The sequence below is a fragment of the Streptomyces sp. ICN903 genome (assembly GCF_022015835.1).
Taxonomy (GTDB): Bacteria; Actinomycetota; Actinomycetes; order Streptomycetales; family Streptomycetaceae; genus Streptomyces; species Streptomyces fenghuangensis.
This window is the reverse complement of record NZ_JAKMAY010000135.1, coordinates 2,654-14,845: the sequence shown is the minus strand read 5'-3', so window position 1 is coordinate 14,845 and position 12,192 is coordinate 2,654. Positions and strand designations below refer to the sequence as shown.

At 73.5% G+C, this 12,192-nt stretch carries 15 protein-coding genes; 6 read left to right on the top strand and 9 right to left on the bottom strand.

What is annotated here, in order from left to right; genetic code table 11:
* From L7D48_RS15615 to L7D48_RS15605, 3 genes are all read left to right on the top strand, one after another.
* The coding region (locus L7D48_RS15615; protein ID WP_237880048.1) for a hypothetical protein at positions 1-631 on the top strand (631 nt) is incomplete at its 5' end.
* A gap of 51 nt (positions 632-682) precedes the next feature.
* Positions 683-1,315: a TIGR03085 family metal-binding protein gene (locus L7D48_RS15610; protein WP_237880047.1), complete on the top strand. Its 633-nt coding sequence runs from the start codon at positions 683-685 to the stop codon at positions 1,313-1,315.
* 79 nt (positions 1,316-1,394) lie between these two features.
* Complete coding sequence (locus L7D48_RS15605; protein WP_237880046.1) at positions 1,395-2,102, top strand: MBL fold metallo-hydrolase; 708 nt, start codon at positions 1,395-1,397, stop codon at positions 2,100-2,102.
* Positions 2,103-2,142: 40 nt separating this feature from the next.
* Here L7D48_RS15605 and hisF read toward each other — a convergent pair whose 3' ends face one another.
* The 8 genes from hisF to hisD form a co-directional block, all read right to left on the bottom strand.
* On the bottom strand, positions 2,143-2,913 hold the full coding sequence (gene hisF / locus L7D48_RS15600) for an imidazole glycerol phosphate synthase subunit HisF (protein ID WP_237880045.1): 771 nt from the start codon (positions 2,911-2,913) through the stop codon (positions 2,143-2,145).
* Positions 2,914-3,375 (bottom strand): RidA family protein, encoded by a 462-nt coding sequence (locus L7D48_RS15595; RefSeq protein WP_237880044.1) that lies wholly within the window; start codon positions 3,373-3,375, stop codon positions 2,914-2,916. It abuts the gene before it with no gap.
* Entirely contained in the window at positions 3,372-4,103 is a 732-nt protein-coding gene (gene priA / locus L7D48_RS15590) for a bifunctional 1-(5-phosphoribosyl)-5-((5-phosphoribosylamino)methylideneamino)imidazole-4-carboxamide isomerase/phosphoribosylanthranilate isomerase PriA (RefSeq protein WP_237880043.1), read from the bottom strand. The genes L7D48_RS15595 and priA overlap by 4 nt, the downstream gene beginning before the upstream one ends.
* 46 nt (positions 4,104-4,149) lie before the next feature.
* A complete protein-coding gene (gene hisH / locus L7D48_RS15585; RefSeq protein WP_237880042.1) occupies positions 4,150-4,791 on the bottom strand; it encodes an imidazole glycerol phosphate synthase subunit HisH in 642 nt (213 codons plus the stop codon).
* Entirely contained in the window at positions 4,788-4,952 is a 165-nt protein-coding gene (locus L7D48_RS15580) for a hypothetical protein (protein WP_206346454.1), read from the bottom strand. The genes hisH and L7D48_RS15580 overlap by 4 nt, the downstream gene beginning before the upstream one ends.
* 277 nt (positions 4,953-5,229) lie before the next feature.
* On the bottom strand, positions 5,230-5,820 hold the full coding sequence (gene hisB, locus L7D48_RS15575) for an imidazoleglycerol-phosphate dehydratase HisB (RefSeq protein WP_093655257.1): 591 nt from the start codon (positions 5,818-5,820) through the stop codon (positions 5,230-5,232).
* Entirely contained in the window at positions 5,817-6,932 is a 1,116-nt protein-coding gene (locus tag L7D48_RS15570) for a histidinol-phosphate transaminase (RefSeq protein WP_237880041.1), read from the bottom strand. Before L7D48_RS15570 ends, hisB begins: the two co-directional genes overlap by 4 nt.
* Positions 6,929-8,245, bottom strand: a complete 1,317-nt coding sequence (hisD, locus tag L7D48_RS15565; protein ID WP_237880040.1) for a histidinol dehydrogenase — start codon at positions 8,243-8,245, stop codon at positions 6,929-6,931. Before hisD ends, L7D48_RS15570 begins: the two co-directional genes overlap by 4 nt.
* 174 nt (positions 8,246-8,419) lie before the next feature.
* On the opposite strand from hisD, the gene L7D48_RS15560 reads away from it, so the two are divergent.
* The 3 genes from L7D48_RS15560 (at position 8,420) to ybaK (ending at position 11,498) form a co-directional block, all read left to right on the top strand.
* A complete protein-coding gene (locus L7D48_RS15560) occupies positions 8,420-10,039 on the top strand; it encodes an oxidoreductase (RefSeq protein ID WP_237880039.1) in 1,620 nt (539 codons plus the stop codon).
* An 80-nt stretch (positions 10,040-10,119) separates the two neighbouring features.
* Positions 10,120-10,920 carry an LON peptidase substrate-binding domain-containing protein gene (locus L7D48_RS15555; protein ID WP_237880038.1) on the top strand — a complete coding sequence of 267 codons (801 nt, stop codon included), beginning with the start codon at positions 10,120-10,122 and terminating at the stop codon, positions 10,918-10,920.
* Positions 10,921-10,994: 74 nt separating this feature from the next.
* A complete protein-coding gene (ybaK, locus tag L7D48_RS15550) occupies positions 10,995-11,498 on the top strand; it encodes a Cys-tRNA(Pro) deacylase (RefSeq protein ID WP_237880037.1) in 504 nt (167 codons plus the stop codon).
* 112 nt (positions 11,499-11,610) lie between these two features.
* Here ybaK and L7D48_RS15545 read toward each other — a convergent pair.
* Positions 11,611-12,192 (bottom strand): hypothetical protein (locus tag L7D48_RS15545; RefSeq protein ID WP_237880036.1); only part of this gene is annotated, 582 nt, incomplete at its 5' end.

Below are 12,192 nucleotides of genomic sequence, written 5' to 3'. Positions count from 1 at the left end.
CGGCCCCTACCCTCCCCCGCCGGGCGGAGGCGGTGGGGGCAGCGGCGGGAAGGTCGCCGCGATCATCATCGCCGCGGTGCTCGTCGCCGGGCTGATCGTCGGGGGCGTGCTGCTGGCCGCCGACGGCGGGAGCGGCGAGGAGCGGGCGAGGTCGAGCGGCACGCCCAGCGCCTCCGCCTCCACCGAGCCCTCCCCCACCTCCGAGGCGAGCGACGAGCCGGCACAGGAGCCGTCCACGGACGCGCCCACGCCTGATGCGATGCCCAGCGACCTCGTGCTGTACGTGGTGCTCGACCCGGGCACCTGCTTCGACCACCCGGCGCTGAGCAGCGATGTCACCGGGGTCGAGGAGCGGCCCTGCGACGGGCCCCACGACGGCGAGGTGATAGCCAACGAGACGATCACCGGCGACTTCGACACCCAGGCGGAGCTGCAGAAGGAGGTCATGTCGCTGTGCAAGGCGGACGTGGAGAAGCGGCTGGCCCGGATGCCGCAGGACAGGACCTACTACTACTACGCCATCTATCCGACGCTGCTGACGTACAACCGCGGTGAGGACCAGGTCACCTGCTCCCTGACGCTCAGCAACAAGGTGGACGGCCCGGAGCTGGACGCGCCGCTGCCGGGCTGACCCCGGGCGCGGTGCGTGGCGTGGGCCGGCACACGGTCGTAGGGTGGCCGTATGTCGACCCACGCCCGGCGCGAACGCCTTCTGCTCGCCGATCTGTTGGAGACCCACGGACCCGAGGCGCCCACCCTGTGCGAGGGGTGGCGGACCAGGGAGCTGGCGGCCCACGTCGTGGTGCGCGAACGCCGCGCGGACGCCGCCGGCGGAATACTCCTCAAGGCGCTGCAGCCGCGGCTGGAGCGGGTGCAGCAGGAGTTCGCGGCCAAGCCGTACGAGGAGCTGATCCAGCTCATCCGCACCGGGCCGCCGAAGATGTCGCCCTTCTCCCTCAAGCAGGTCGACGAGGCGGCCAACACCGTGGAGTTCTTCGTCCACGGTGAGGACGTCCGGCGGGCCCGGCCGGACTGGACACCGCGCGAGATCGACCCGGTCCTCGCCGACGCCCTGTGGCGGCGGCTGGAGACCACCGCCCGCGCCTACGGCCGCCGGTGCCCGGTCGGCCTGGTGCTGCGCCGCCCCAACGGCCAGGTGGCGGTGGCCCGCAAGGGCACCCCCGTGGTCACCGTCACCGGCGATCCCGGTGAGCTGCTCCTCTTCGTCTCCGGCCGGCAGGAGGCGGCGCGGGTGGAGCTGGAGGGCGACGATAAGTCCGTGGCGCGCGTCCGGGAGGCGAAGCTCGGCCTCTGACGCCTGGAGGCTCTCCTTCCGTTCAAGCCGACGGTGAACCGCGCGGCGCGGCGGCCGGGCGCGTGCTTGGGTGCGGTCCATGGAGACCACCCGAGTGCTGCCCGAACTGCACATGTTCGCCTTCGCCGTCGGCCAGGCGTATCTGTGGCGCGACCCCGGCTCGCTGACCCTGGTGGACGCCGGGGCCGCCGGTTCCGGGGCCGCCGTCGCCGCGGCCGTCCGGGGGCTGGGCCACGAGCCCGGGGACATCGACCGCATCGTCCTGACCCACTTCCACGAGGACCACGCCGGCGGCGCCGCCGAACTCGCGGAACTGACCGGCGCGACCGTCATGGCGCACCGGCTGGACGCGCCGTTCGTCCGGGGCGAGGCGCCCGGTCCGCCGCCGGACTTCACCGACGCGCCCGGCTGGGAGCGCGAATTGTACGAGAACCTGCCCCCGCTGCCCGCGGCCCCGCCGTGCCGGGTGGACCGCGAGCTGGCCGACGGGGACGTGGTCGACTTCGGCGGTGGGGCCCGGGTGGTGGCCGCGCCCGGTCACACCGACGGCAGCATCGCGCTCCATCTGCCCGCGCACGGGGTGCTGTTCACGGGGGACGCCGTCGCGAACGCGGAGGGCCGCACCATCCTGGGGGTGTTCAACCTCGACCGTGCCCGCGCGATGGAGTCGTTCCGCCGGCTGGCCGCCCTGGAGACGGAGACCGCCTGCTTCGGGCACGGCGACCCGATTCCCCGGGACGCGGGTGCGGCCCTGCGCAGGGCCGCGCGGGCCGCGGTCCGCGAGTGACGGCGCATGACACGGACGGCCCGGCCGTCCGGACCGTCGGTCAGCGCACCGGGTGGCCGGCCTCGCGCAGGGCGCTCTTGACCTGCCCGATGCGCAGGTCGCCGAAGTGGAAGACGCTCGCGGCCAGCACCGCGTCCGCGCCCGCCTCCACCGCCGGGGCGAAGTCGGCGAGCTTCCCGGCTCCGCCGGAGGCGATGACGGGGATGGTGACGTGCTTGCGGACGGCGCCGACCATGGCGATGTCGTAGCCGTCCTTGGTGCCGTCGGCGTCCATGGAGTTGAGCAGGATCTCCCCGGCCCCCAGCTCGGCGGCCCGGTGCGCCCATTCCACCGCGTCGATGCCGGTGCCGCGCCGGCCGCCGTGCGTGGTGACCTCGAAGCCGGACGGCGTCACCGTCCCCTCCGGGCAGCGGCGGGCGTCCACCGACAGCACCAGCACCTGGCTGCCGAAGCGCTCGGCGATCTCCCGGATCAGTTCCGGGCGGGCGATGGCGGCGGTGTTGACGCCCACCTTGTCGGCGCCCGCGCGCAGCAGCTTGTCCACGTCCTCGGTGGTGCGTACGCCACCGCCCACCGTCAGCGGGATGAAGACCTGCTCGGCGGTGCGGCGCACCACGTCGTAGGTGGTCTCGCGGTCGCCGGAGGAGGCGGTGATGTCGAGGAAGGTCAACTCGTCGGCGCCCTCCGCGTCGTACACCTTGGCCATCTCGACCGGGTCGCCGGCGTCGCGCAGGTTCTGGAAGTTGACCCCCTTGACGACTCGGCCGCCGTCCACGTCCAGGCAGGGGATGACTCGTACGGCCAGGGACACTTAAGGGTGCTCCTTCGGTGTGCGGAAGGCTTCGATCTCCACCTCGACCAGTACGCGCGAGTCGACGAAGCCGGAGACGACCACGAGCGTCGCGACGGGGCGGACGGAGCCGAACACCTCGCGGTGGGCGCGGCCCACGTCCTCCACGTCGCGCGCGTGGGTTATGTACATGCGGGTGCGGACGACGGAGCGGACGTCCAGGCCGAACGGCTCCAGGGCCGCCACGGCGCGCTCGAAGGCGGTCCGGGCCTGGACGTACGGGTCGCCCTCGCCCTGGATCGCCCCGTCGACCAGGGGCATCGTGCCCGCGACGAGGATCCGGTCGCCGATCTCGACGGCCCGGGCGAAACCGATGGTCTCCTCCCAGGGGCTGTCGCTCCGCACGCGCCGGAGCCGCCGGCCGTCCCCGTCCGTCTCCCCGTCTGCGTCGCTCTGCCGTCCCACCGCCGCGGACTCCGTCATCGGGACACTGCCTCCAGGGCCTCTTCCAGGGTGAACGCCTTGGCGTAGAGGGCCTTGCCCACGATGGCTCCTTCGACCCCCTCGGGTACCAGGGTGGCGATCGCACGGAGGTCGTCAAGGGAGGAGACGCCGCCGGAGGCGACGACCGGGCGGTCGGTGGCGGCGCAGACGTCCTTCAGCAGCTGGAGGTTGGGGCCCTTGAGGGTGCCGTCCTTGGCGATGTCGGTGACGACGTAGCGGGCGCAGCCCTCGGAGTTCAGGCGCTCCAGCGTCTCGTAGAGGTCGCCGCCGTCTCGGGTCCAGCCGCGCCCGCGCAGGGTGGTGCCGCGCACGTCGAGGCCGACGGCGATCCGGTCACCGTGCTCGGCGATCACCTTGGCGACCCACTCGGGGCTCTCCAGTGCGGCGGTGCCCAGGTTCACCCGGGTGCAGCCGGTGGCCAGCGCGGCGGCCAGGGAGGCGTCGTCGCGGATGCCGCCGGAGAGCTCCACCTTGATGTCCATGGCGCGGACGACCTCGGCGATCCGCTCGCGGTTGTCGCCGGTGCCGAACGCGGCGTCCAGGTCCACCAGATGCAGCCACTGCGCTCCCGCCCGCTGCCAGGCCAGGGCGGCCTCCAGCGGGTCGCCGTAGGAGGTCTCGGTGCCGGACTCACCGTGGACGAGGCGGACGGCCTGTCCGTCGCGGACGTCGACGGCGGGGAGGAGTTCGAGACGGTGGGTGCTCATCAGCTGGCGGTCCTAAGGTCCTGGGGATCGGTGGTGGCGGGTGGGGCTAGAGGGTGCTGATCCAGTTGGTCAGCAGCTGCGCGCCGACGTCGCCGGACTTCTCGGGGTGGAACTGGGTGGCCCACAGCGGACCGTTCTCCACGGCGGCGACGAACCTCTCGCCGTGGGTGGCCCAGGTGACCTTGGGGGCCGCCATGGCGGGGTTGGTGGTCCGAAGCTCCCAGTCGTGCACGGCGTAGGAGTGCACGAAGTAGTAGCGGGCGTCCGCGGGCAGGCCCGCGAACAGCCTGGAGTCCTCGGGCGCCTCGACGGTGTTCCAGCCCATGTGCGGTACGACGTCCGCCTTGAGCGGGCCGACCGTGCCGGGCCACTCGTCCAGGCCCTCGGCCTCGACACCGTGCTCGATGCCCCGGCCGAACAGGATCTGCATGCCGACGCAGATGCCCATCACCGGACGTCCGCCGGCGAGCCGGCGCTCGACGACCCAGTCGCCGCGGGCCTTGCGCAGACCCGTCATGCAGGCGGCGAAGGCGCCGACGCCGGGCACGAGCAGCCCGTCGGCGTTCATCGCGGTCTCGTAGTCGCCGGTGATCTCCACCTCCGCGCCGGCCCGGGCCAGGGCGCGCTCGGCCGAGCGCACGTTGCCGAAGCCGTAGTCGAAGACGACGACCTTCTTCCTCTCCGTCACGACCACACCTCCAGGCGCAGGATTCCGGCGATCAGGGACAGGGCGGCACCGATGCCGAGCAGGGTGATGACCCCCTTGGGCATCCGCTGCTTCCAGAAGGAGACGGCGCCGCCGAGCAGGAAGAGTCCCACGAAGATCAGCACGATGGAGACACCGCTCACAGCGTTCCTCCGTTCGCTTCTCCGTGAGCTTCTCCGCCCGCGCGGCACAGTGCGGGCATCAGCCCCGACCGCGGCCCGGCAGCCGCGCGCGCGACGCTCACGGCATCTCTTCCGTAAGCTTCTCCGCCCGCGCGGCACAGCGCGGGCGTCAGCCCCGACCGCGGCCCGGCAGCCGCGCGCGCGACGCTCACAGCATCTCTTCCGTGAGCTTCTCCGCCCGCGCGGCACAGTGCGGGCATCAGCCCCGACCGCGGCCCGGCAGCCGCGCGCGCGACGCTCACAGCGCGCCCTTGGTGGAGGGGATGCCCGTCTGACGCGGGTCGATCTCGCTGGCGTAGCGCAGCGCGCGGGCCAGCGCCTTGAACTGGCACTCCACGATGTGGTGCGCGTTGCGTCCGTAGGGGACGTGGACGTGCAGGGCGATCTGCGCCTGGGCGACGAAGGACTCCAGGATGTGCCGGGTCATCGTGGTGTCGTAGCTGCCGATCATCGGCGCCATGTTCTCCGGCTCGCTGTGCACCAGGTACGGCCGCCCCGACAGGTCCACGGTCACCTGGGCGAGGGACTCGTCCAGCGGCACCGAGGCGTTCGCGAAGCGGACGATGCCCCGCTTGTCGCCCAGCGCCTGCCGGAAGGCGGCGCCGAGCGCCAGCGAGCTGTCCTCGATGGTGTGGTGGCTGTCGATGTGCAGGTCGCCCTCGGTCTTGACCGTGAGGTCGAACAGCCCGTGGCGGCCGAGCTGGTCGAGCATGTGGTCGTAGAAGCCGACCCCGGTCGACACGTCGACCTTCCCGGTGCCGTCGAGGTCGATCTCGACGACGACGGAGGTCTCCTTGGTGGTGCGCTCGACGCGACCCACACGGCTCATCGGTTGTTCTCCTTCAGTACTGCGCGTACCGCGTCGAGGAACGCGTCGTTCTCGGCCGGGGTGCCGGCGGTGACCCGCAGCCGGCCCGGCACTCCGTTGTCCCGGACCAGCACGCCCCGCTCCAGCAGCGCCTGCCACACCGCGTGGGCGCCGCCGGGGCCGTCGAAGTTCCCGAACTGCACGAAGTTGGCGTCGGAGTCGGTGACCTCGCAGCCCATCGCCCGCAGCTCGGCCACCAGCCGGTCCCGCTCCTCCTTGAGTTGCCGGACGTAGCCCAGGAGGGTGTCGGTGTGCTCCAGCGCGGCGAGCGCGGTGGCCTGGGTGACGGCGGACAGGTGGTAGGGCAGGCGCACCAGCTGGACGGCGTCGACGACGGCCGGGTGGGCGGCGAGGTAGCCCAGCCGCAGTCCGGCGGCGCCGAACGCCTTGGACATGGTGCGCGAGACCACCAGGTTCGGGCGGCCCTCGATCAGCGGCAGCAGCGAGGGCCGGTGGCTGAACTCGCCGTACGCCTCGTCGACGATCACCATCGAGGGCCGGGCGGCCTGGGCGGCGTCGTACAGGGCCAGCACGGTCTCGGCGTCGACGGCCGTGCCGGTGGGGTTGTTGGGCGAGCAGACGAAGACCACGTGCGGCCGGCGCTCCGCGATGACCGCCTTCGCCGCCTCCACGTCGATACGGAAGTCGTCCTCGCGCGGCCCGGGGATCCAGCCGGTGCCGGTGCCGCGGGCGATCAGGGCGTGCATCGAGTACGAGGGCTCGAAGCCGATCGCGGTGCGCCCCGGCCCGCCGAACGCCTGGAGGAGCTGCTGGAGCACCTCGTTGGAGCCGTTGGCGGCCCAGACGTTCTCCGCGGTGACCTCGTGCCCGGCGGTGCGCGTCAGATAGCGGGCCAGCTCACCGCGCAGCTCCACCGCGTCGCGGTCGGGGTAGCGGTTGAGCTCGCGGGCGGCCTCGGCGACGCGTTCGGCGATGCGGGCCACCAGCGCCTCGGGCAGCGGGTAGGGGTTCTCGTTGGTGTTCAGCCGTACGGGTACGTCCAGCTGCGGCGCCCCGTAGGGGGACTTGCCGCGCAGTTCGTCCCGGATGGGCAGGTCGTCGATGCCGGTCACTTTCCCTGGGGCACCTTCCAGTCGAACCTCGCCTTGAGGGCCGCCCCGTGCGCGGGCAGGTCCTCGGCCTCCGCCAGGGTGACCACGTGGTGGGCCACGTCGGCCAGCGCGTCGCGGGTGTAGTCCACGACGTGGATGCCGCGCAGGAAGGACTGCACGGACAGCCCGGAGGAGTGGCAGGCGCAGCCGCCGGTGGGCAGCACGTGGTTGGAGCCGGCGCAGTAGTCGCCCAGCGAGACCGGGGCCCAGGGGCCGACGAAGACCGCGCCCGCGTTGCGGACCCGGGCGGCGACCTCGGCGGCGTTCTCGGTCTGGATCTCCAGGTGCTCGGCGGCGTAGGCGTCCACCACCGCCAGGCCCTGGTCCAGGTCGTCCACCAGGATGGTGCCGGACTGCCGCCCGGCCAGCGCCTCGGCGATGCGCTCGGCGTGCTTGGTGGAGGCCACCTGGGAGGTCAGCTCGGAGTCGACGGCGTCGGCCAGCGCCTCGGAGGGGGTGACCAGGACGGCGGCGGCCAGGGTGTCGTGCTCGGCCTGGCTGATCAGGTCGGCGGCGACGTGGCGGGCGTCGGCGCTGTCGTCGGCGAGGATGGCGATCTCGGTGGGACCGGCCTCGGAGTCGATGCCGATACGGCCCTTGAGCAGGCGCTTGGCGGCCGCGACCCAGATGTTGCCGGGGCCGGTGACCAGCTGGGCGGGCGCGCACTCCTCGGTGCCGTAGGCGAACATCGCGATCGCCTGGGCGCCGCCGGCGGCGTACACCTCCTCGACGCCCAGCAGGGCGCAGGCGGCCAGGATCGTGGGGTGCGGCAGCCCCCCGAACTCCTTCTGCGGCGGAGAGGCGACGGCCAGTGATCCGACCTCGGCCTCCTGCGCGGGCACGACGTTCATCACCACGGACGACGGGTAGACGGCCCGCCCGCCCGGGACGTACAGGCCCACCCGCTCGACCGGCACCCACCGCTCGGTGACGGTGCCGCCGGGGACGACGCGGACGGTGGAGTCGGTGCGCCGCTGGTCGCGGTGGACGATCCGGGCCCGGCGGATGGACTCCTCCAGCGCCGCCCGCACGGCCGGGTCGAGGTCGGCCAGTGCCTTGTCCAGTGCCTCGGCCGGAACCCGTACGCGCTCCAGCCGCACACCGTCGAAGCGCTCGTTGTACTCGATCACCGCGGCCGTGCCGCGATGGTGCACCGCGTCGCAGATCGGCCGCACCTTCTCCAGGGCGGCCTCGACGTCGAGTTCGGCTCGGGGCAGCAGCTCCCGCTCGACCCCGGCGGCGAGGTCGCGTCCGCGCAGGTCGAGTCGGGTCATGGATACGGATCGAAGCACGTGTCCCAGTGTCTCAGACGCGATCCGGTGCCCGGCGCTCCGTATCAGTGCGTGATACGCGGTACGGGTGGGCCTGGAGGGGGCATCCAGATGTCAGTGCTGACCGATAGCGTATTGATCGTCACGCAGTGCCATCTGTGACTTGGGGGACATGTCGTGAGTGATGTTCCGAACAACGGGGATCCGCCGCCCGGGATCCGGCTGACCACCGCCGAGTGGGGCATGTGGCAGGCCTTCCGCAACGGCAGCGAGCACGACCTGCGCTCGGGCGAGGCGGAACTGGACGACCCGAACGGCGACCACGAGTGGGGGCCGCAGCGCACGGTGCGGGCCCGCGTCGTCGCCCTGCTCCTGCTGCACGGTCCGCCGCCGCTGCTCGGGCGTGTCGCGTCGCTGCAGCTGACCGGTGCGTACGTGACGGGACGGCTGGACCTGTCCGGCGGGACGGTCGAGCCGTACTTCGAGTTCCGGCAGTGCCGCTTCGAGCAGGAGGTGCTGCTGCACGAGTGCCGGCTGGTCACCGCCCGCATGATCGACTGCCACATACCCCGGCTGGAGGCCGCCCGGATGAGCACCGAGGGCGATCTCCACCTGCCGCGCTGCACCGTTCCCGGCGGCGTCCGGCTCACCGACGCCTCCATAGGCACGGACCTGATGCTCAACGAGATGACGGTCGGCCGCGGGGAGCGCGTGCGGTCGCTGTCCGCCGACGGGATCCAGATCGCCCAGGACCTCCAGGCCAGCCTGATGCTCGCCCAGGGGGAGGTGAGCCTGCGCGGCGCGGAGATCGGCGGCTCGCTGTTCATGTACGGCAGCGTCCTGCGCGGCGGCAACGGGCAGTACGCGCTGTACGCGCCGCAGATGACGGTGGAGCACTTCGCCCACTTCGCCTCCTCCGGGCCGCGCCGGCTGCCGGTCGTCCACGGCACCACTCCGCCGGGCGGCACCGCCTGGCCGCCTCCGGACGAGCACAGCCACATGGTGCGGCGCGTCAAGCGCTTCGAGTGCACCGGCGGGGTGAAGCTGGACGACGGGAAGTTCGGGGACTCGCTGGTGCTGGACGACGCGCGCTTCGTCCTCCAGCGCGACCAGGAGCTGTCGCTGCGCCGTGTCCAGACTCCGGAGCTGTGCTTCACGCCCGAGCGGCCGGGCGGCGGCCGGGTGGTGCTGGCGGGGGCGACCGTGGACAACCTGGTGGACAGGGTGGAGAGCTGGCCGGTGGACGAGGGGCTGTGGATGGCCGGGTTCACCTACCAGAACCTGATCCCGCGCGGCCGGTTCACCCTCGCCCAGCGGCTGCGGTGGCTGGAGACGGCGACGCCGGAGTACGCCCCGGAGCCGTACGAGCAGCTCGCGGCGGTGATGCGCAACAGCGGCGAGGACGCGGACGCGCGCGCGGTGCTGCTGGCCAAGCAGCGCCGCCGCCGCGAGACCCTGCCGCTGGCCGCCAAACTGTGGGGCTACCTGCAGGACTGGACGGTCGCCTACGGCTACCGGCCGGGCCAGGCCGCCCTGTGGATGGCGGTGCTGTGGGCCTCGGGCACGGTGCTGTTCGCCCGGCGGCCGCCGGCCCCGCTCAAACCGGGGGAGTCGCCGCACTGGAACGCCCCGCTGTACGTCCTGGACCTGCTGCTGCCGGTGATCGACCTGGGCCAGGACAGCCACTGGAAACCCGCGGGGACCTACCAGTGGACGGCCGCGGCGCTGATCATGCTCGGCTGGGTGCTGGCCACCACGGTCGCGGCCGGGGCCACCCGGCTGCTGAGACGCCAGTGAGCGTGCCCGGCGGGCGGGTGCGGCGGGCGGGTGGCGGATGACGGAGGCGCCCCGCGGCGGGGAGGCCGTAGGCTGCGGCTGTGACCACCACGCGCCTACCGATCTTCCCCCTCAACACCGTGCTGTTCCCGGGGCTGGTGCTGCCGCTGAACATCTTCGAGCAGCGGTACCGCGCCCTGATGCGCGACCTGCTGGAGATCCCCGAGGACGCGCCGCGCCGCTTCGGGGTGGTCGCCATCCGGGACGGCCGCGAGGTCGCCCCCACCTCGGTCGGGATGCCGGACCCCACGGCGCGGGCCGCCGCCGGGCCGGCCGCGGGCTTCGGCCCCGATCCGATGCGCGCCTTCCACACGGTGGGCTGCGTCGCCGACGCCACGTCCATCCGCGAGCGCTCCGGCGACGGCGGTGAGGCCGGCGAGGACGGGGACGGCGACGGGGAGCGGGACGGCGGGAACGAGGGCGGCTACGAGGTGCTGGCCACCGGCACCACCCGCTTCCGGCTGCTGTCCGTCGACGCCTCGGGACCGTATCTGGTCGGCGAGGTCGAGGAGCTGGCGGAGGACGGCGGCGAGGGTGCGGGGGCGCTCGCCTCCGGTGTGCTGCGGGCCTTCCGCGCCTACCAGAAGCAGCTGGCCGGCGCGCGGGAGAGGACCCTGGCCGGGAGCCAGGAGCTGCCGGACGAGCCGTCGGTGGTGTCGTACCTGGTGGCCGCCGCCACAGTCCTGGACACCCCGGCCAAGCAGCGGCTCCTGCAGGCTCCGGACACCGCCACGCGGCTGGCCGAGGAACTGAGGATCCTCAGGCGCGAGACGGCGCTGATCGGCAGGCTCCCCTCCGTCCCCGCCGCCGATCTCACCCGCGTGCCGACCAGCCCGAACTGAAAGCCCCCGGAACCCGGCGCCGCCGGGGAACGGCGACCGCACACCAGCACCGACCGACGCGAGGCACGGCGAGAATGGCCAGGAAGAAGCAGAAGACGAGTTCCGGGGGCACCCCGGCGACGGTGGCCGCCACGAAGGCGGGCGTGGACTTCACCCTCCACTCCTACGAGCACGACCCGGCGGCCCCCTCCTACGGGGAGGAGGCCGCCGAGGCGCTCGGGCTCGACCCGGGGCAGGTGTTCAAGACCCTCGTCGCGGATGTCGACGGCGCGCTGACCGTGGCGGTCGTCCCCGTCTCCGGCTCGCTGGACCTCAAGGCTCTGGCCGCGGCGGCCGGCGGCAAGCGGGCCGCGATGGCCGACCCTGCCGCGGCCGAGCGCGCCACGGGCTATGTGCGCGGCGGGATCTCCCCGCTGGGCCAGCGCAGGGCGCTGCCGACGGTGGTGGACGCCTCGGCCGAGGGGCACGCCACCGTCTGCGTCTCGGCCGGGCGCCGCGGGCTGGAGATCGAGCTGGCCCCGGCCGATCTGGTGAAGCTCACCGGTGCGGTGACGGCGCCGATCGCCCGGTCCCGGTAGCCGGGCGGCCGCCCCGGCAGCGGGCCGAGGCGGCGAGCGGGACCGAGGCGATGGGTGTGACGGGCGGGATCCGGTGCCTTGAGCGGGGCCGCGCACCGGCCGCCGAGGGGCCTCACGCCCCCGGCCGGTCCTCCGCGCCGCCCGGCGGCGGCCCCCACCCGGGGTGGAGCGGACGCGCCGGCTCGGGGTCACGGGGGCCGAACAGGGACGTGAGCGCCAGGTGGGCCCCCAGCGCGGCCAGCGGCCACGCCAGCAGCGCCCCCTTGGCGTGGAGCTCCAGCGGGGCGTCGAAGACCCGGCCCTCGCCCACGGCCCTGGCCCGGGCGACCACGTCCTGGTCCGGGCCGAGCTGTACGCCCAGCCACCAGGCCAGCAGCGAGCCGGCCAGCGCGCCGGCCGCCAGGCCGATCACCACGCCGACACCGCCGCGGCGCCGGGCGAGGAAGACCGCGGCCCCGCTCAGCGCGCCGATGCCCAGGGCCAGCAGGACGAACGTGCCGTCGGCGCCGACCGTCTCCTCACCCTCGGAGTCTTTGAGGTAGACGGCCGTGCCGTCCGAGATCAGCGGAACCCTGGGGGCCAGCCACAGCCACAGCAGCCCGAGCGCCACTCCCAGGACCGCCACGGCCGCGGCCACCGCCGCGGCTTCGAGGACATCCCGTCCGGCCGGGGCGCCGCCGTCCCCGCCCCCCCG

What these genes read in the sequence shown, in the direction of transcription:
- hisD (WP_237880040.1), bottom strand. Translation starts at nt 8,245, where the DNA reads ATGACCCGACTCGACCTGCGCGGACGCGACCTCGCCGCCGGGGTCGAG.
- priA (WP_237880043.1), bottom strand. Translation starts at nt 4,103, where the DNA reads ATGAGCACCCACCGTCTCGAACTCCTCCCCGCCGTCGACGTCCGCGAC.
- L7D48_RS15605 (WP_237880046.1), top strand. Translation starts at nt 1,395, where the DNA reads ATGGAGACCACCCGAGTGCTGCCCGAACTGCACATGTTCGCCTTCGCC.
- L7D48_RS15610 (WP_237880047.1), top strand. Translation starts at nt 683, where the DNA reads ATGTCGACCCACGCCCGGCGCGAACGCCTTCTGCTCGCCGATCTGTTG.
- ybaK (WP_237880037.1), top strand. Translation starts at nt 10,995, where the DNA reads ATGGCCAGGAAGAAGCAGAAGACGAGTTCCGGGGGCACCCCGGCGACG.
- L7D48_RS15595 (WP_237880044.1), bottom strand. Translation starts at nt 3,375, where the DNA reads ATGACGGAGTCCGCGGCGGTGGGACGGCAGAGCGACGCAGACGGGGAG.
- hisB (WP_093655257.1), bottom strand. Translation starts at nt 5,820, where the DNA reads ATGAGCCGTGTGGGTCGCGTCGAGCGCACCACCAAGGAGACCTCCGTC.